17 protein-coding genes are annotated in these 18,122 nt (G+C 65.4%); 10 read left to right on the top strand and 7 right to left on the bottom strand.

Features of this window, described 5'->3' with window-relative positions; genetic code table 11:
- The first annotated feature begins 273 nt into the window (after positions 1-273).
- The 3 genes from A7X65_RS42640 (at position 274) to A7X65_RS16750 (ending at position 1,725) form a co-directional block, all read left to right on the top strand.
- A complete protein-coding gene (locus A7X65_RS42640; protein WP_167358254.1) occupies positions 274-438 on the top strand; it encodes a hypothetical protein in 165 nt (54 codons plus the stop codon).
- Complete coding sequence (locus A7X65_RS16755; RefSeq protein WP_063686575.1) at positions 435-644, top strand: hypothetical protein; 210 nt, start codon at positions 435-437, stop codon at positions 642-644. Before A7X65_RS42640 ends, A7X65_RS16755 begins: the two co-directional genes overlap by 4 nt.
- Positions 645-786: 142 nt before the next feature.
- The gene (locus tag A7X65_RS16750; RefSeq protein WP_063686573.1) at positions 787-1,725 is read left to right on the top strand and encodes an AEC family transporter; all 939 of its coding nucleotides are present in this window, start codon (positions 787-789) and stop codon (positions 1,723-1,725) included.
- A gap of 15 nt (positions 1,726-1,740) precedes the next feature.
- Here the strand turns inward: A7X65_RS16750 and A7X65_RS16745 are convergent, their stop codons facing one another.
- The gene (locus A7X65_RS16745; RefSeq protein ID WP_063687743.1) at positions 1,741-2,028 is read right to left on the bottom strand and encodes a hypothetical protein; all 288 of its coding nucleotides are present in this window, start codon (positions 2,026-2,028) and stop codon (positions 1,741-1,743) included.
- 183 nt (positions 2,029-2,211) lie between these two features.
- On the opposite strand from A7X65_RS16745, the gene A7X65_RS16740 reads away from it, so the two are divergent.
- From A7X65_RS16740 to A7X65_RS16725, 4 genes are all read left to right on the top strand, one after another.
- Positions 2,212-2,532: a hypothetical protein gene (locus A7X65_RS16740; protein WP_063686571.1), complete on the top strand. Its 321-nt coding sequence runs from the start codon at positions 2,212-2,214 to the stop codon at positions 2,530-2,532.
- A 225-nt stretch (positions 2,533-2,757) separates the two neighbouring features.
- Positions 2,758-3,480 carry an outer membrane protein gene (locus tag A7X65_RS16735; RefSeq protein ID WP_063687742.1) on the top strand — a complete coding sequence of 241 codons (723 nt, stop codon included), beginning with the start codon at positions 2,758-2,760 and terminating at the stop codon, positions 3,478-3,480.
- 164 nt (positions 3,481-3,644) lie between these two features.
- Positions 3,645-5,798, top strand: a complete 2,154-nt coding sequence (locus tag A7X65_RS16730) for a methyl-accepting chemotaxis protein (protein WP_063686569.1) — start codon at positions 3,645-3,647, stop codon at positions 5,796-5,798.
- A gap of 218 nt (positions 5,799-6,016) precedes the next feature.
- Positions 6,017-7,078: an MBL fold metallo-hydrolase gene (locus A7X65_RS16725; RefSeq protein ID WP_063686567.1), complete on the top strand. Its 1,062-nt coding sequence runs from the start codon at positions 6,017-6,019 to the stop codon at positions 7,076-7,078.
- 182 nt (positions 7,079-7,260) lie between these two features.
- On the opposite strand, the gene aroQ is transcribed toward A7X65_RS16725, so the two are convergent.
- The 4 genes from aroQ to A7X65_RS16705 are packed head-to-tail and all read right to left on the bottom strand — an operon-like array spanning position 7,261 to position 10,576.
- The gene (gene aroQ, locus A7X65_RS16720) at positions 7,261-7,692 is read right to left on the bottom strand and encodes a type II 3-dehydroquinate dehydratase (RefSeq protein ID WP_063686565.1); all 432 of its coding nucleotides are present in this window, start codon (positions 7,690-7,692) and stop codon (positions 7,261-7,263) included.
- An 18-nt stretch (positions 7,693-7,710) separates the two neighbouring features.
- Entirely contained in the window at positions 7,711-8,991 is a 1,281-nt protein-coding gene (locus tag A7X65_RS16715; protein WP_063686564.1) for a TRAP transporter large permease, read from the bottom strand.
- 3 nt (positions 8,992-8,994) lie between these two features.
- The gene (locus A7X65_RS16710) at positions 8,995-9,537 is read right to left on the bottom strand and encodes a TRAP transporter small permease (RefSeq protein WP_063686562.1); all 543 of its coding nucleotides are present in this window, start codon (positions 9,535-9,537) and stop codon (positions 8,995-8,997) included.
- Between the two features lie 10 nt (positions 9,538-9,547).
- Positions 9,548-10,576 carry a TRAP transporter substrate-binding protein gene (locus A7X65_RS16705; RefSeq protein ID WP_063686560.1) on the bottom strand — a complete coding sequence of 343 codons (1,029 nt, stop codon included), beginning with the start codon at positions 10,574-10,576 and terminating at the stop codon, positions 9,548-9,550.
- A gap of 164 nt (positions 10,577-10,740) precedes the next feature.
- On the opposite strand from A7X65_RS16705, the gene A7X65_RS16700 reads away from it, so the two are divergent.
- From A7X65_RS16700 to A7X65_RS16690, 3 genes are all read left to right on the top strand, one after another.
- Complete coding sequence (locus tag A7X65_RS16700; RefSeq protein WP_430643197.1) at positions 10,741-11,466, top strand: GntR family transcriptional regulator; 726 nt, start codon at positions 10,741-10,743, stop codon at positions 11,464-11,466.
- Positions 11,467-11,680: 214 nt separating this feature from the next.
- Positions 11,681-12,910, top strand: a complete 1,230-nt coding sequence (gene hemA, locus A7X65_RS16695; RefSeq protein ID WP_063687741.1) for a 5-aminolevulinate synthase — start codon at positions 11,681-11,683, stop codon at positions 12,908-12,910.
- 283 nt (positions 12,911-13,193) lie between these two features.
- On the top strand, positions 13,194-16,703 hold the full coding sequence (locus tag A7X65_RS16690) for a PAS domain-containing hybrid sensor histidine kinase/response regulator (protein WP_063686557.1): 3,510 nt from the start codon (positions 13,194-13,196) through the stop codon (positions 16,701-16,703).
- A gap of 12 nt (positions 16,704-16,715) precedes the next feature.
- Here the strand turns inward: A7X65_RS16690 and A7X65_RS16685 are convergent, their stop codons facing one another.
- Together A7X65_RS16685 and A7X65_RS16680 are read right to left on the bottom strand one after the other, a co-directional pair.
- Positions 16,716-17,537, bottom strand: a complete 822-nt coding sequence (locus A7X65_RS16685) for an SDR family NAD(P)-dependent oxidoreductase (RefSeq protein WP_063686555.1) — start codon at positions 17,535-17,537, stop codon at positions 16,716-16,718.
- Positions 17,538-17,555: 18 nt separating this feature from the next.
- On the bottom strand, positions 17,556-18,119 hold the full coding sequence (locus A7X65_RS16680) for a cytochrome P460 family protein (RefSeq protein ID WP_082884962.1): 564 nt from the start codon (positions 18,117-18,119) through the stop codon (positions 17,556-17,558).
- Between the last annotated feature and the right edge of the window lie 3 nt (positions 18,120-18,122).

The raw sequence follows: 18,122 nt of genomic DNA, 5'->3' as shown, positions 1-18,122 counted from the left end.
CGCAACGCGGTGCCGCTACCGGGCGTGAGGCACTCAAATTGCCGCGACGAATGAATCCGCCTCATGCGGTTGCGATGTCCCAGGACGCGAGGGTGCCCGCGAACGACATGAGATCGCCGCCCGGTATTCCGTTCCGCTAGGAACAGAACGGTCACGGGCTTTTTATCCCTTGTGACCGCCCGCACCGGTGAAAAGCAGCAACCGGCACCCCACCTCCGTTTGGAATGATTTCCATCATCTGATGATGGATCGAGCGATCTATTGGAGGCCGACATGGGCCAGGTTATTCAGTTTGTCTCAAAGTCCGAGCGCGAGCGCATACGCCTCATCCAGGAGGCGCGCGCGATTTATGACAGCATCTTTCCGCCGAACGGTGCCGCAGGCGAGCAGTCGAGCGGAGCCAATGGGCGCCAGAGCGAGAGGGGCAGCCCCGCATGATCAAGATCATCGCCGTGCTTTGCAGTCTCGCCTCCCCGAGCAATTGCCACGAGCAGCTCGTGACAAGCTCCGACTTTGCACAGATCTCGGTGCAATCCTGCCTGATGGGCGCGCCGCAGCTCGCCGAATGGATGAACCAGCATCCGGCCGAGCGCCTGGCCGCATGGCGCTGCGTGATCGGTCAGCAGGCCGGCCGCGGCATCTGACGCGGTGAAACGGCGGGGCTCGCCCGCCGGAGCTCCTCCACCGACAAAACGCGCGAGCCGGCAGCAGCTGGCGCAAGACAGTGACGGCGCTCCATTGCCGGAGTAACCTTCCCAGCAGCCATTGGCAGCAAGGGGGAGCCGGATGGAAGTCGCGAGCCTCGTTCTTCCCGTATTCGCGATCATCGTCACCGGCTGGCTGGCCGGCGAGCTCGGCTATCTCTCGCGATCGCTGGCCGACGCGCTGGTGCACTTCGCCTACAACGTGGCGATGCCGGCGCTGCTGATCGTCACGATCGCCCAGGAGCCGGCGCGCAATCTGCTGGAATGGCGCTTCCTGCTCGCCTTCGGCGGCGGCTCGCTCATCTGCTTCGCACTCGTGTTCCTGGCCGTCCGCGCGGGCGGAAAGCACGATCTCGCCAGCAGCACGATCCGTGGCATGGCGGCGGCGATGACCAACACCGGCTTCGTGGCGCTGCCGATCCTTCACGCGATCTACGGCCAGCCTGCAGTCCTGCCCGCGGCGGTGGCGACGGTGTTCGTGGCTGCCGTGATGTTTCCGATCACGGTGATCCTGCTCGAGAGGGACGCGCACAAGCCGTCCGCGCAGCCCGCGGGCCTCGCGAGGCAGATCCTGCTCAACCCGATGGTGCTGTCGACCCTCATAGGCCTCGTGTGGGCGATCACGGGCTTGCCGATTCCGGCGCCGGTCGCGGCCTATCTCAACATGATCGCTGCGGCGCTCACGCCCTGCGCGCTGTTCGCCATCGGGCTCGGCCTGTCCGTCGACGGCCTGCGATCCAACCTCAGCGCATCGTTCGCGCTCGCCGCGGTGAAACTGGTGGTCATGCCGCTGATCGTCTACGGGCTTTGCGTGATCACCGGCCTCAATCCGCTCTACACCGTCGCCGCGGTGATCTGCGCGGCCGTGCCGACGGCGAAGACGGTGTACGTGCTGGCGCACGAGCACAAGGTCGAGGAGAAACTGGTCGCGGCCACGGTTTCGGTCACGACAATGCTGTCGGTCGCAACATTACTGGTCGCGCTGTACCTGCTCTCCGGTCTGGCGCCCGGCACGCGCTGATCCGCAACTGCGCGCTTATCGCGTGGTGTTGCTCCAGGTGGGAACCGAATTGGTCACGCCGACCGACGGCCAATTATACGTTCCGATCGACGGCGCCGTCACCGTGCCGACCGTCTGGCCGGACGAGCCATACGCGGCCGTGCCCCGTGCTGCCGACGCCCCGACACCGCTATAGGTCGGGCTCGTCACACTCGTGCTGTAATAGTGTCTGGTCACGCGGGCCTTCTTTGCCTCGGCCGCGAACGGCGTGGCCAACAGACCGACGGTGACGAATGCGGCAATGGCGAGCTTCATGCTTGTCATGACTGATTTCTCCTCGCTGGGATGCCCCTTCAACCATGTGATCATTCGTGGGACGATTTCCATTGGCCTCTCGTTCATAACTCCGTGCGCGCGCGAAGGTGCCGCAGCCCGGCGCGCGGCCTTCGGATGGACCCGAATCAGCGCTAGTGCATTGCCTCTGACGCTTTTCTGGACACGAGTGACATGACCGGCCCCGAACTGAAGCAGCTTCGCAACGACCTTTCCGACGTCATCGCGCGCAAGCTGACGGCCGCCGACATGGCGAAACTCTGCGGCCTGCCGGAGAAGGGCGGGGCCGACATCGTCCGGCGCTGGGAAGTGAGCGGCCCGACGCCGTCGGCAACCAAGGTGCTGCGCGTGCTCGCGATGGCCAGCGAGCGCTATCCGATCCTCGAGAAGTTCGACATCTTCGATCGCCACGACGTGCGCGAGGAAGACCGGCCGGCCAAGCGCGCGGCGTTCCGCGCGCAGATGCGTGACGAGGTGTTGCGGCGCCTTGGTTAACGAAAGCCGCATGCGGGCTCGTCGCGGTGTGCGAAATTAAGCCTTCCTTCACCACTTCTTAAGCTGCCATTAAGCACGAAAATCATTTGCAGCCCAACAAGTTAGGTTGGCTGTCGCTGTGCCACGGATGTGACAGCATTTTCGTCAAAAGCAAGCTATCTGCAAAACCAACGACGGCGCGGAAAGCGCGCCAGCCGGGGACCTTACGTGTTGGAGTTCAAGACCATGAAGAAGATTCTGTTTGCGACCGTGGCGCTGCTGGTGGCGGGCGCTGCCGCGCCGGCCCTCGGTGCCGATCTCAACCGCGGCTACTACAAGTCGCCGGCGCCGGCCTATGCCGCGCCGATCTACAACTGGACCGGCTTCTACATCGGCGGCCATGTCGGCGGCGCCTTCTCGAGCGACAACAATTTCAGCGGCCTCTCCACCGGCAACAACGGCAACGGCCGTTTCCTCGGCGGCGTGCAGGTCGGCGCGGACTGGCAGTTCAACCCGAACTTCGTCGTCGGCGTCGAAGGCCAGTATTCCTGGCTCTCCGGCAGCGTCGGCGCGGTGTTTCCGGGCGGCGTCGCCTACACCAATGACCAGCGTGGCCTCGGCTCGATCACCGGCCGCGTCGGCTACACCTGGGGCCCCGGCCTCGTCTACGTGAAGGGCGGCTACGCCTATTCGGACAACAACGAGAAGGTGACCGTCGCCGGCGTGCCGACCGGCTTCATCATCGATGGCGATCACCGCAACGGCTACACCGTCGGCGCCGGCGTCGAATACATGTTCGCCCCGAACTGGTCGGCCAAGGCCGAGTACCAGTACTACAATTTCGGCGACGCGCACTTCGTCGCGGGCCCGCTGGCGGGCACCGGCAACTTCACGACCGACGACCACACCGTCAAGGCGGGCCTGAACTACCGCTTCAACTGGGCCGCGCCGGTCGCCGCGCGCTACTGATCGGTTAGCAAAACCTTATCGCGACGAAGGGCCGGCGATCTCGCCGGCCCTTTCTTTTTCGCTCTGCGGAACCAGCGCAAGCGATTGCAGCAATTGCGATTTTTTAACCGGCCCTGCCGATACTGCCCGCCACAAAATAGAAGCAAGAGCGTGGGGGAATTTCGATGGCGATCCGTCTGGGCGTGGGCCGTTTGCTTGGCCGATTCAAGCCTCGCTTCAAGATGCCGAAATGGGGCGTGCGCGGCAGCCTGTTTACGGCCTTCGGCGTGGTCGCCGGCATGGGCCTCGTGATCGCAGCCGGCGCCGGCCTCGCGCTGCAGAATCTCGGCGGACGCATGACCGAATTGAGCGGACAGGACATCCCGCGCCTCTCCGCCAGCCTGCAATTGTCGGCGCTGAGCGCGAGCCTTGCAGCGCAGGGACCGGCCCTGCTTGCGGCTCAAAGCGAGGAAGCGCTGAACGAGCGCACCAAGAAGCTCAAGGAGCTGCAGGAGCAGACGCAGCAGAAGCTCAACGAGATCATCGCGCTCGGCGGCGACAAGAGCGTCGTCGCCGGACTCGGCGAGACCATGAAGAGCATCAACGAGGCGGCCCAGAGTCTGACCAAGGCCGCACGCGAACGGCTGGACCTCGCCGCCCTTCACGAGAAGCAATATGACGCGCTGCGCAGCGCCCAGGGTGCCTTCGTCGGCGCGGCCAGTCCGGCGATGCTGGAGGCGCAGACGCGGATGAACGCCATTCTCGGCTCGGCGATCCTGTCGGCCGACGATGCCAACGATGTCGCGCAGACGGTCGGCCAGCTCGGCAACGTCGTCGCCAGCGGCAATCTCGCGGCCGCCGACATGAGCGCGGCGCTGTCGGCGAGCACGAGCGACAAGCTCGACGACATCCAGAAGGAATTCAAGACAGCACAGGGTCGCCTGCGGTCGAACCTCGACCTGTTGCCGGACAATGAAGGCAACAAGACACTGCGCGCGACCGCCGAAAAGCTGCTCGCGCTCGGCACCGGCAAGACCGGCGTGTTCAATCTGCGTGAGAAGGAGCTCGACTCCATCGATTACGGCCAGACCATCTTGGACGAGACGCGCAAGCTCAATGTCGGCCTCGGCATCAGCGTGCAGCAGCTCGTCGACGGCGTTCAGAAGGAGACCAACAGCTCGACCTCCCAGGCGCAGCAGGAGACCTCGCTCGCCACGACGGTCATGCTGGCGCTGGGCGCGCTGATGCTGGTCGGCTCGGGCCTGTTCGTCTGGCTCTATGTCGGCCGCAACATCCTGCGTCGCATCCGCGAGCTTCAGCGCGCCATGCAGCTGCTCTCGGCCGGCGACCTCGACACCGAGATCGTCCGCTCCCGGCAGAACGACGAGATCGGCGCGATGAAGGAAACGCTGACGGTGTTCCGCGACAGCATGATCGAGGCCCGCACGCTTGCGAGCGAGCAGGACAAGGATCGCGCCGTCAAGGCCGAGCGCGCCGCGCACATGGAGGCGAAGATCGCGGAATTCGAGGGTACGGTGCGCACCGCGCTCGACAATCTCGCTCAGTCCGCCAACTCGATGCAGTCGACCGCGCAGAGCATGTCGAGCACCGCCGACCAGTCCAACGCGCTGGTGAACGCGGTCGCCTCCGCCGCGGAGGAGACCTCGGTCAACGTGCAGACCGTGTCGTCGGGCACCGAGCAACTGTCGTCCTCGATCGAGGAGATCAGCAAGCAGGTGGTCACCTCCGCCGCGATCGCCAAGAAGGCGGTCGACGAGGCCGGCGCCACCGACGCCACGGTGCAGAGCCTCGCCGACAGCGCGAGCCGCATCAGCGTCGTCGTCGACCTGATCCAGACCATCGCCTCGCAGACCAATCTGCTCGCGCTCAACGCCACCATCGAGGCGGCGCGCGCGGGAGAGGCCGGCCGCGGCTTCGCGGTGGTCGCCTCCGAGGTGAAGAGCCTTGCGAGCCAGACCGCGAAAGCGACCGAGGAGATCCGCACCCAGATCGCCAGCATGCAGCAGGTCACGACCTCTGCGGTCGGCGCGATCCAGGGCATCGGCCGGATCATCGGCGAGATCAACGACGTCACCACCACGATCGCGGCCGCGGTCGAGGAACAGGGCGCGGCCACCCGCGAGATCGCCCGCAACATCCAGCATGCGGCCGGCGGCACCAGTGAGGTCTCCAGCAATATCGTCGGCGTCTCCACGGCGTCCGCCGAGGCCGGCGCGGCGGCGAACGAAGTGCTGGGCGCCTCCGACGCGCTCCGCCGCGAGGCCGACCTGCTGCGCGGCGAGATCGACTCGTTCCTCAACAACATGCGGGCGGCTTGATCGTCATTCCGGGGCGGCGCACAGCGCCGAACCCGGAATCCCGCACTGCCATCTCCAAATTCCGGGTTCGCGCTCACGCGCGCCCCGGAATGACTGCGTTTTTGGCGGACGCCCAACCGTGACGCGGAAAAACGCTGCCCGGTATGACCGCCATGCGGAGACCACGGCCCGTCCTTTTTCGGCTGGCGCCTCGCCCGCACTGGGTTTAAGCCGGTAGCATGAACGCAAAAACCGACACCGTGCAGTCCTCGGCCGAGGCCCTGCGCTATCCCTGGGACCAGCATCCCGGCCCCGAAGAGGTCGTGGAAATCCGGCCCGGCGTGTTGTGGGCGCGGCTGAAGCTGCCGTTCCGCCTCAACCACGTGAACATCTACCTGCTCGCCGACGGCGACGGCTATGCGATGATCGATGCCGGCTTCGGCAACGAGGAGACGATCGAGGCCTGGACCAAGCTGTTCGAGGGTCCGCTGAAGGGCGTCAACATCACGCGCCTGATCGTCACCCACTCGCATCCCGATCATGTCGGCCTCGCGGGGTGGATCGTCGAGCGGTTCAACTGCCCGCTGGTGATGTCGCAGGTCGAATATCTGCAATCGGTCTACCACCAGAACCGCGGCACCGAGGAGCGGAAGGAGGCACAGCGCCAGTTCTTCCGCCGCCATGGCATGGACGAGTCGCTGACCGAGAAGCTGCTGGGCCGCGGCCAGGACTATCTCAAGCGCGTCTCGGTGCTGCCGCCTTCCTACCGACGCATCTCGCATGGCGACGAGGTCGTGATCGGCGCGCGGCGCTTCAAGGTGATCACCGGCGGCGGTCATGCGCTCGACCAGGTGATGCTGTATTGCGCCGACGACAAGCTGTTCCTCTCCGCCGACCAGGTGCTGAGCAAGATCTCGCCGAATGTCAGCGTGTGGGCGGTCGAGCCCGACCAGAACTCGCTCGGCGAATATCTGGCCTCGCTTGCGAGCCTCACCACCACCCTGCCCTATGATCTCCTGGTGCTGCCGGGCCACGGCGTGCCGTTCTACGGCCTCAAGACCCGCATCAAGCAGCTCGCCGATCACCACGAAGAGCGCTGCCGCCTGATCGCGGACGCCTGCCGCGAGCAGCCCAAGACCTCGCGCGAGCTGGTGCCCGTCGTGTTCAACAAGCACGTGCTGGACGAACACCAGATGGGCTTTGCCGCCGGCGAGCTGGTCGCCCACGTCAACTACATGATCGTCGAGGGCCGGCTGACGTCCGAGGCGAAGGACGGCGTGCTGCAGTTCAAGACGACGTGAGTTCTTTCTTCACCTCGCCCCGCTTGCGGGGAGAGGTCGGAATTCGCGCGTAGCGCGGATTCCGGGTGAGGGGGACTCTCCGCGAATCCAACTCTCACCGTCCCTGCGGAAGCAGGCCCCTCACCCCAACCCTCTCCCCGTAAGAACGGGGCGAGGGAGCGCACCGTCAGCGCGACACCGCCTCACTTCATGTTCGCGATCGCGTGCAGCGCCGCGATGTAGCCGAACGGACCCAGCCCGCAGATCACGCCCGTCGCCACGAACGAGATCTTCGAGTGGCGGTGATACTCGTCGCGGGCGTGGATGTTGGAGATGTGCACTTCCAGCACCGGCCCCTCGAACGTCTTGATCGCGTCCATGATCGAGACCGAGGTGAAGGACAGGCCGGCCGGATTGATGACGATGGCATCGGCGTCCTGCCGCGCCGACTGGATCAGATCGACCAGCACGCCCTCATGGTTGGACTGATGGAAGGCGAGCTTGAGCCCGAGCTTTCCGGCAGCCTCCTCGCAGCTCGCATTGACCTCCGCGAGCGTCGTCGTGCCGTAGATGTGCGGCTCGCGGATGCCGAGCATGTTGAGGTTTGGACCGTTGAGGATCATCACGCGCTTCATGGAAGGTCCTTCTGGGAGTTAGCCGCCGAACCACTTGGCCGGGCCGGTGACGAGAACGGGAAACAGCGTCAGCAAGGCTAGCACAGCCAGCTGCGCGATCATGAAGGGCCAGACGCCGCGGATCAGGTCGTCCATCGAGACGCGGGAGACGCCGGCGACCACGTTGAGCACGACGCCGACCGGCGGGGTAATCAGCCCGATCGCGTTGTTGATGATGAAGAGCACGCCGAAATAGACGGGGTCGATGCCGGCCTGCTTGACGATCGGCATCAGGATCGGCGTCAGGATCAGGATCGTCGGCGTCATGTCGAGCGCGGTGCCGACAATCACGACGATGATCATCAGGACGATGGTGAGGAGCGTCTGGTTGCCGGCAAACGGCTTGACCAGGGCCACGATCTGGTCGGAGATCTCGGCGACGGTGATCAGCCAGGACGACACCAGCGCGGCCGCGACGAGGAACATGACCACCGCCGTGGTCTGGGCGGTCGAGACCAGCAGCGCCGGCAGTTGCGATGGCTTCAGCTCGCGATAGACGCCCATCGCCACGACCAGCGAATAGGCCGCGACGACGACGGCGGCTTCGGTCGGGGTGAAGATGCCGAAGCGGAGGCCGAAGATGATGATCATGGGCAGCATCAGGGCCCAGAAGCCGTCGATCAGCGCACGCCAGATCTCGCCGATGCTCTTGCGCGGCAGGCGCGCCGGATTCTCCTTGCGCACCACCCACCACCAGGCAAAGCACAGGCCGACACCGAGCAGCAGCCCCGGCACGATGCCGGCCAGGAAGAGCTTCGAGATCGAGACATTGGCGGCGACGCCGAAGATGACGAAGCCGATGGAGGGCGGGATGACAGGCGCGATGATGCCGCCGGCCGCGACGAGGCCGGCCGCGCTGGCGCGATTGTGGCCGGCCGCCGCCATCATCGGCACCAGCAGCGCACCGAGCGCCGCGGCGTCGGCGACCGCCGAGCCCGACAGCGAGGCCAGGATGCAGGAGGTGAGGATCGCGACATAGCCGAGCCCGCCGCGGAAATGCCCGACCAGCGCGATGGCGAAATTGAGGATGCGACGCGCAAGGCCGCCGGTGTTCATGACCTCGCCGGCGAGGATGAAGAACGGCACCGCCATCAACGGGAAGGAATCGACGCCGTTGATGACGTTCTGCGCGATGATCTGGGAGTCGAACATGGCCAGATAGGTCATCAGCGCGATGCCGCAGACGATCAGCGCGAACGCGATCGGCATGCCGATCGCCATGGCGCCCAGCAGCGAGAAGGTGAAGACGGCGACGGTCATCGCTTACAGCTTTCCGCCGGCGGCGTCCGGTGAATGGGCCAGCTCCTCGGATTCGCTGATCGCGATCAGGTCGGCGTCGGCGATCTGCCCGGTCGCGAGCCGGTACAGCTCGTGCACGATGATCACGCAGGAGGAGGCCCCGAACACGATGCCGGCGGCATAGAACAGGCCGACCGAGAGACCCGAAGCCGGCGCCACGGTATCCCAGTTCAGCATCGTCTGGTTCCACGAGCCCTCCGTCAGCAGGATGGAGGCGTAGAGCATCAGGAGGTGGCTGAGCCCGTAGCAGAGCTTGCGACCTCCGGGCGGCAGGATCTTAACCAGACTGTCGACGCCGAGATGAGCGTGCTCCTTCATGCCGATGATCGCACCGAGGAACACCATCCAGACGAACAGCCAGCGCGACAGCTCTTCCGAGACGGCGATGCCGGAGTTGAAGCCGTAGCGAAGCACGACGTTGCCGAACACCAGCACGACCATCGCGGCGAGCAGCGCCGCGATGACCGCGCGGAGCAGCCAGAAATAGGCGTTGACGACCGCTTTCATGAGCTACCGCTCAGGGCTTCAGCGCATGAACGCGATCGAGCTCGCTGTTGAACAGCTTGACCAGCGCGGGATCGTAGTCGGCGGAGAATTTCTCCGCGATCGGCTTGGTCTTGGCGCGCATGCGGTCGAGCTCGCCAGGCGCGATCTCGTTGATCTCCATGCCCTTGGCCTTGAGCTCGTCGATCGCGGCCTTGGCCTGCTCGCGGCTGACCTTGCGCTGGTAGTCACGCGCCTCGATCGCGGCGTCCTGCAGGATCTTCTGCTCGTCGGGCGAAAGGGTATCCCAGAATTTCTTGGAGATCAGGATGATGTTGGTCGAGTAGGTGTGGTTGGTAACGCTGAGATATTTCTGCACCTCGTAGAACTTGTTCGACAGGATCACCGAGAATGGATTTTCCTGGCCGTCGACGGTGCGGGTCTCCAGCGCGCTGTAGAGCTCCGAGAAGCTCATCGGCACCGGGTTGGCGTTGAACGCCTTGAAGGTCTCCAGATACACGGGGTTCGGGATCACGCGGATCTTGATGCCGTCGAGGTCCTCGCCCTTGGTGATCGGCCGCCGGGTGTTGGTGACGTTACGGAAGCCGAGATCCCAGTAGGCGAGGCCAACCAGCCCCTTCTCCGGCAGTTTCGCCAGCAGCGCCGCACCGAGCGGACCATCGAGCAGCGCATCGGCCTGCTGCGGGGTCGAGACGATGAAGGGGAAATCGATCAGCCCGTAATCCTTGACGATGCCGACCAGCGAGGTCGTCGCCGGTGATTGCATCTCCTGGGTGCCGGCGCGCAGCGCGGATTGCTGCTGCATCTCGCTGCCGAGCTGATTGGCCGGATATTCGCGCACTTTCAGCTTGCCGCCGCTCTTGGCCGCGACGATCTCGGCGAATTTCTGCACGCCTTTGCTGACGGGATGGTCGGTGTTGTTGAGGTGCCCCCAGCGGATGGTGCGCTCCTGGATGGCCTGGCCCGAGGCCGAGCCCATCACGCCCAGGGCAACCGCGCCGATTGCCGCCACCCAAGCCAGACCTTTGATCCGAACAACCATTGCGCCCTCCCCTGATGATCTCGTTCTTAGGAGCGGGAACGTCTTATATGACGAATTATAAATCAACCTATATTCTGCATTTCATATGATATTATGAGAAACGCTTGATAAAGCTCCGAAATTTGCCAAAACGCACGTCCAAGACGCTAGGATGAGGCATGGACATCCTTCCCGACACGACTGCCGAGACGGTGGGCGACAGCGCCTACCGCCGCATCCGCACCGACCTGATCTTCGGCAAGCTGACGCCGGGTCAAAAGCTCAAGCTCGAGCGGATGAGCAGCGCCTACGGCACCAGCATCTCGACGCTGCGCGAGACGCTGAACCGGCTGTGCTCGGAGGGCTTTGTCGTCGCCGAAGGCCAGCGCGGCTTCGAGGTGGCGCCGATCTCGGCGGCGGAATTCCAGGAGATCGCCGAGCTGCGCGAACTGCTCGAAGGCCACATGATCGAGAAGTCGTTCGCGGCCGGCGATCTCGACTGGGAGGCGCACATCGTCTCGGCGCATCACAAGCTCGCAGCGATGGAGCGGATGCTGCTGTCAGGCGAACGGTCCGACGCCGAAAGCTGGAAACAGTGTGATTTCCAGTTTCATCGCGCGCTCGTCGCGGCCTGCGGCTCCAAGGTGCTGCTCGATGCACATGCTGCGGTCTACGACCGCTATCTGCGCTATCAGATGATCGCCGTGGTGTTTCGCGGCGAGATGGCGGCTGCCGAACATCGCGAGCTCAAGGAGCTGGCGCTGAAGCGCGACGCCAAGGGCGCCAACAAGGTGCTGCACACCCACATCCATGATTGCGTGACGCATGCCTTGCGCAATTCGGATTGGTTGAAGCCGGTCACGGCGAAGGACGTGCAGCGCGAGCCGCGCAAGAAGGCCAAGGCATCCTAACAAGGCAGCCCGGATCGACCGCGCCCCGGCGCATGGTGCAAAGCAACATTACCTCTCGCGCGAACTTGATCCGGATCAAGTTTCAATTCGCACGATAGGGCATTTTGCCCAAATGCCCCGCAGGGCCAAATGTGGGATAGCGCATAGACATTGGAGCTGGAAAAGCTCTAAGAAGATGCCGCCCTTTTGGTCAGTTCCGTCTTAGGTTTTGCCGATGGATTACAGCCAGTTCTTCAACTCCGCCCTCGATCGTCTCCACTCCGAGCGGCGCTATCGCGTGTTCGCCGATCTCGAGCGCACCGCCGGCCGGTTCCCGCACGCGGTCTGGCATTCGCCGAAGGGCAAGCGCGACGTCGTGATCTGGTGCTCCAACGATTATCTCGGCATGGGCCAGCATCCGAAAGTGGTCGGCGCCATGGTCGAGACCGCGACCCGCGTCGGCACCGGCGCAGGCGGCACCCGCAACATCGCCGGCACGCATCATCCGCTGGTGCAGCTCGAGGCGGAGCTCGCCGACCTCCACGGCAAGGAAGCCGCGCTGCTGTTCACCTCGGGCTATGTCTCGAACCAGACCGGCATCGCCACCATCGCGAAGCTCATTCCGAACTGCCTCATCCTCTCCGATGAGCTCAACCACAATTCGATGATCGAGGGCATCCGCCAGTCCGGCTGCGAGCGCGTCGTGTTCCGCCACAACGACCTCGCCGACCTCGAAGAGAAGCTGAAGGCCGCAGGGACGAGCCGGCCGAAGCTGATCGCCTGCGAGAGCCTCTATTCCATGGACGGCGACGTCGCGCCGCTCGCAAAAATCTGCGATCTCGCCGAGAAGTACGGCGCAATGACCTATGTCGACGAGGTCCACGCCGTCGGCATGTACGGCCCGCGCGGCGGCGGCATCGCCGAGCGTGACGGCGTCATGCATCGCATCGACATTCTCGAAGGCACGCTCGCCAAGGCGTTCGGCTGCCTCGGCGGCTACATCGCCGCCAACGGCCAGATCATCGACGCTGTGCGCTCCTATGCGCCGGGCTTCATCTTCACCACCGCGCTGCCGCCGGCGATCTGCTCGGCCGCCACCGCCGCGATCAAGCACCTGAAGACCTCGAGCTGGGAGCGCGAGCGCCATCAGGACCGCGCCGCCCGCGTCAAGGCGATCCTCAATGCCGCCGGCCTGCCTGTGATGTCGAGCGACACCCACATCGTGCCGCTGTTCATCGGCGATGCCGAGAAGTGCAAGCAGGCCTCCGACCTGCTGCTGGAAGAGCACGGCATCTACATCCAGCCGATCAACTATCCGACCGTCGCCAAGGGCACCGAGCGCCTGCGCATCACGCCCTCGCCCTATCACGACGACGGCCTGATCGATCAGCTCGCCGAAGCCCTGCTGCAGGTCTGGGACCGCCTCGGCCTGCCGCTGCGCCAGAAGTCGCTGGCGGCGGAGTAGTTACTGGTCGTCCTGGCGAAAGCCAGGACCCATTACCCCGACTGCGGATTGTTGTAGCTCGCTGGGGCAACAAGCGTGCCCGAAACCACGTCCCGTGGTTATGGGTCCTGGCTTTCGCCAGGACGACAGCGGGGTTACCACCTGCCCCACCGCTTAACGACAACCCCAGTTCCTCCCCCGGCCCGGCATTTCGCTGTCGCTTGCGTCCCTGCAACGCGCTAGATTTAAAGGGAAAATGAGCATTGGCGCGGGTTTGCCGCGCCCAGGGAGAAACGCGCTCGCCATGCTGCACGACTGGGGCGTGATCGCCGCGGCCTTCGGCTATATCGGCTTCCTGTTCCTGGTGGCGAGCCACGGCGACCGCCGCTCGCAGGCCAAGGCCGGCCGCGCGTCCGGGCTGATCTATCCGCTGTCGCTCGCGATCTACTGCACCTCCTGGACATTCTTCGGCTCGGTCGGCTTCGCCACCCGCACCTCGACCGACTTCCTCGCGATCTATGTCGGCCCGATCCTGATGATCGGCCTCGGCGCGGGCGTGCTCCGCCGCGTGATCCAGCTCGCCAAGGCCCACAACATCACCTCGATCGCCGACTTTATCGGTGCGCGCTACGGCAAGAGCCAGGCGGTGGCGGCGACCGTGGCGCTGATCGCGATCATCGGCTCGGTGCCCTACATCGCGCTCCAGCTCAAGGCCGTGGCCTCCTCGCTCGAGACCATTCTCAGCGAGGACCAGGCCTTCTCCCACATCCCGATCCTCGGCGACATGGCGCTGATGGTGACGCTGGCGATGGCGGCCTTCGCGGTGCTGTTCGGCACGCGGCAGACCGACGCGACCGAGCACCAGCACGGATTGATGCTGGCGGTGGCGACCGAGTCCATCATCAAGCTGGTCGCCTTCCTCACCGCGGGCATCTTCGTCACCTTCTGGATGTTCTCGCCGCATGAGTTGATCGAACGCGCGATGAAGACGCCGGAAGCGGTCCGCGCCATCAACTACTCGCCGTCGATCGGCAACTTCCTGACCATGACGCTGCTGTCGCTGTGCGCGGTCATGCTGCTGCCGCGCCAGTTCCATGTCAGCGTCGTCGAGAATTCCAGCGATGCCGAGGTCGGCCGCGCACGCTGGCTGTTCCCGCTCTACCTCGTCGCCATCAATTTGTTCGTGATCCCGATCGCGATCGCCGGCCTCGTCACCTTTCCGTTCGGCGCGGCCGACCCCGACATGTACGTGCTGGCGCTGCCGATGGAGGGGGGCGCCGACCTGCTCAGCGTCGCCGTCTTCGTCGGCGGCCTCTCCGCGGCGACCGCGATGGTGATCGTCGAATGCGTCGCGCTCTCGATCATGGTCTCGAACGACCTCGTGGTTCCCCTGGTGCTGCAGCGGCGGCCGGAGGGGCGCACCGGCGGCGCCGATTTCAGCGACTTCCTGCTGCGATCGCGGCGCCTCGCGATCTTCGCCATCATGGTCATGGCCTATTTCTACTACCGCGCGCTCGGCAACACCCAGCTTGCGGCCATCGGCCTGCTCTCCTTCGCCGCCATCGCCCAGCTCGCGCCGAGCTTCTTCGGCGGCCTGTTGTGGCGGCGCGCGACCGCGCGCGGCGCGATCGGCGGCATGCTGGTCGGCTTTGCGGTGTGGCTCTACACGCTGTTCATGCCGAGCTTCATGGATTCCTCGACCGCAGGCATCCTGTGGCTCCAGCACGGCCCGTTCGGGATCGAGGCGCTGCGGCCGCAGGCGCTGTTCGGCGCCGATTTGCCGCCGCTGATGCACGGCGTGATCTGGTCGCTGTCGCTCAACATCCTCACCTATGTGCTGCTGTCGCTGGCGCGCCGGCCATCCTCCATCGAGCTGGTGCAGGCCGATCTGTTCGTGCCCAACACGCTGGCACCGATCTCCCCGAGCTTCCGCCGCTGGCGCACCACCGTCACGGTGCAGGACATCCAGACCACGGTGGCGCAATATCTCGGCCCCGACCGCGCCCGGCATTCGTTCGAGGCCTTCTCGGCGCGCCGCAACGTGCGGCTCGAATCCGCCGCACCTGCCGATTTCGAGCTGTTGCAGCATGCCGAGCACCTGATCGCCTCCTCGATCGGGGCGGCCTCCTCGCGCCTCGTGATGTCGCTCTTACTGCGCAAGCGGACGGTGTCCGCCAAGGCTGCCCTGAAGCTGCTCGACGATTCCCACGCGGCGCTGCATTTCAACCGCGAGATCCTCCAGACCGCACTCAACCATGTCCGCCAGGGCATCGCGGTGTTCGACGCCGATTTGCAACTGATCTGCTCCAACCGCCAGTTCGGCGATCTCCTCAACGTGCCCCCGCATTTCATCCAGTTCGGCACACCCTTGCGCGAGATCCTGGAATTCATGGGCGTGAGCGATCAGGCGGGCGAGACCGACCGCGAGGCGATGATCGAGCAGCGGCTCGTGGCCTACACCACCGACAGTGAGCCCTATCTGGAGCGCCTGCCGGACCGCCACATGGTGATCGAGGTGCTGACCAACCGCATGCCCGGCGGCGGCTTCGTCATCACCTTCACCGACGTCACGCCGACCTTCGAGGCGGCCGAAGCGCTGGAGCGCGCCAACGCGACCCTGGAAAAGCGCGTGCGCGACCGCACCGAGGAACTGACCCGGCTGAACTCGGAGCTCGCGCTCGCCAAGAGCGCGGCGGAAGATGCCAGCATCTCCAAGACGCGCTTCCTCGCCGCCGCGAGCCACGACATTCTCCAGCCGCTGAACGCGGCCCGGCTCTATGTCACGAGCCTGGTCGAACGCCAGCACAATGGCGAGGAGACGCGGCTGGTCGAGAACATCGACGAGTCGCTGCAGGCCATCGAGGAGATCCTCGGCGCGCTGCTCGACATCTCGCGGCTGGACGCCGGCGCGATGACGACCTCGATCTCGAGCTTCAAGATGGCCGACCTGATGCGTTCGCTGGAGATCGAGTTCGCGCCGGTCGCGCGCGCCAAGGGCCTCGATCTCACCTTCGTGCCCTGCTCGCTGCCGGTACAGTCGGACCGGCTGCTGCTGCGGCGCCTGCTGCAGAACCTGATCTCCAACGCAATCAAATACACCCCGCGCGGACGCGTGCTGGTCGGCTGCCGCCGCCAGGGCCCCTCGCTCAGGATCTGCGTCTATGACACCGGCGTCGGCATTCCGCCGGTCAAGCGCGTCGAGATCTTCAAGGAATTCCACCGTCTCGAGCAAGGCGCGCGGATCGCGCGCGGCCTCGGGCTCGGGCTCTCGATCGTGGAACGGCTGGCGCGCGTGCTCAAGCACGGCATCGCCATCGAAGGCAACAAGAGCGGCGGCTCGGTCTTCTCGGTGACGGTGCCGACGGCGAAGGCGGTCACCCTCACCGCCGCCGTCACCAGCGCGACGCCGCTGGCGCGCACACCGATCGCGGGCGCGCTGATCGTCTGCATCGAGAACGATGCCGCGATCCTCGACGGCATGCGCACGCTGCTGAAGGCCTGGGACGCCGAGGTGATCGCGGTCGCCGATCCCGAAGGCGCGATCGCGGCGATCGAGGCGGCCGGCAAGCGCGTCACCGGACTGCTCGTCGACTACCACCTCGACCGCGGCAACGGCATCGCCGCGATCCGCGAGATCCGCCGCCGCTTCGGCGACGGCATCCCCGCGATCCTGATCACCGCGGACCGCAGCCCCGCCGTGCAGATCGCGGCACGCGACGAGAAAGTCGCCGTGCTCAACAAGCCGGTGAAGCCGGCTTCGCTGCGCGCCTTGCTCGGCCAGTGGCGCACGCAGCAGATGGTGGCGGCGGAGTAGCTCTGCCGCCGCTCAGAAGTCCGTGGAGACGCCGAGTGCGCGCCACTTCTCCAGCTCTTGGAGACGCTGCCGGTCCGTCGCCGCGATCGCGTTGACGGCATCACTCCCGAGCGCGATCCGCAAGGGCGGACTTTCCATCGCGACGAGCTTCAAGAGGACGGCGGCGGCTTTGACGGGATCGCCGGGCTGCCGGCCATCGTAGTCGCGCTGCATCCTGACAGCGGCGCCGACGACGGCATCGTACTCGGCACGCCCCTCGTCAGTCGCGTGCGCGGTCTGCGCAAACCCGGTGCGGAAACCGCCGGGCTCGACGATCGTCACGTGCACGCCGATCAGCGCCATCTCGCGCGCCAGCGACTCCGAGAAGCCTTCGATGCCCCATTTCGCGGCCGAATAGGCCGCGCGCGCCGGCGCGCCGATCCGGCCGCCCACGGACGAGACTTGAACGATATGCCCGCGGCATTGCCGGCGCAGCACCGGGATCGCCGCTTTGGTGACGATGATGGTGCCGATCAGATTGGCCTCGATCTGCTGCCGGAACGACTCCAGGCTCGTGTCCTCGACCGATCCGAGCTCACCATAGCCGGCATTGTTGACGACCACGTCGAGGCCGCCGAACGCCGTCACGGCGAGTTCGATGGCCGCTTGCGCGGCGGCCTCGTCAGTGACGTCGAGTGTCGCGAGCCGCAGTCTGTCGCCGAACCGGTCGCGCAACGATTCAAGCGGCGCGAGATTCCGGGCAGTGGCAACCACCCGGTCGCCCGCGGCAAGCGCGGCTTCCGTGATGGCGCGGCCAAGCCCACGGGAGCTGCCGCTGATGAACCAGGTCTTCAAGTCGGCCTCCGCATGATCTCAGGGCGCAAGCCGGGTGAAGACATAATCATGGCTCTTGGCGCGGGCTTCGTGACAACCCCAGCAGGTGCGGTGCTGGGCCGCGTCGACCGGCTTGCCGTCGATGAAGCGGCCAAAGCCCCAGCCGCCGGTCGCTGCGTATTTCTTGGAATCCTTGACCATCACCTGCACCGTGGTTGCGACGCCGGGAACCGTTGCCGACGCGAATTCCGGCGATTGCTTCCGCTTCCAGGCGCGCTTGACCAGAATGGTCCCGTCCGGGAACGGCAGCTTGCCGGCCTGATAGGCGTCGATCGCCGTCTGGTTGCCGACGACGGCGCGAAGCTCGTCGAGCGGCGGCGCCTCTTCGGCGGGCGCGATCAGCTCCCACTGCTTGTATCCGGCGGGAATCGTGACACCGAAGATCGGGGAGGCGTCCGCCGCGTTGTCTGGCGCCGGCCCTTCGGCAAGTGCGATCGAGACCAGATAGGGGACGCAAGTGAGGAGAACGACGAGAAGGAGCATGCCCAGCGTGATCGCCGTGGCATAGGAGCGCTTTTTCGTCTCGGGTTCGACAGGGGTCATGAT

The sequence above is a fragment of the Bradyrhizobium stylosanthis genome (genome assembly GCF_001641335.1).
GTDB classification, from domain to species: Bacteria; Pseudomonadota; Alphaproteobacteria; order Rhizobiales; family Xanthobacteraceae; genus Bradyrhizobium; species Bradyrhizobium stylosanthis.
This window is presented reverse-complemented; position numbering and strand designations above follow the sequence as displayed.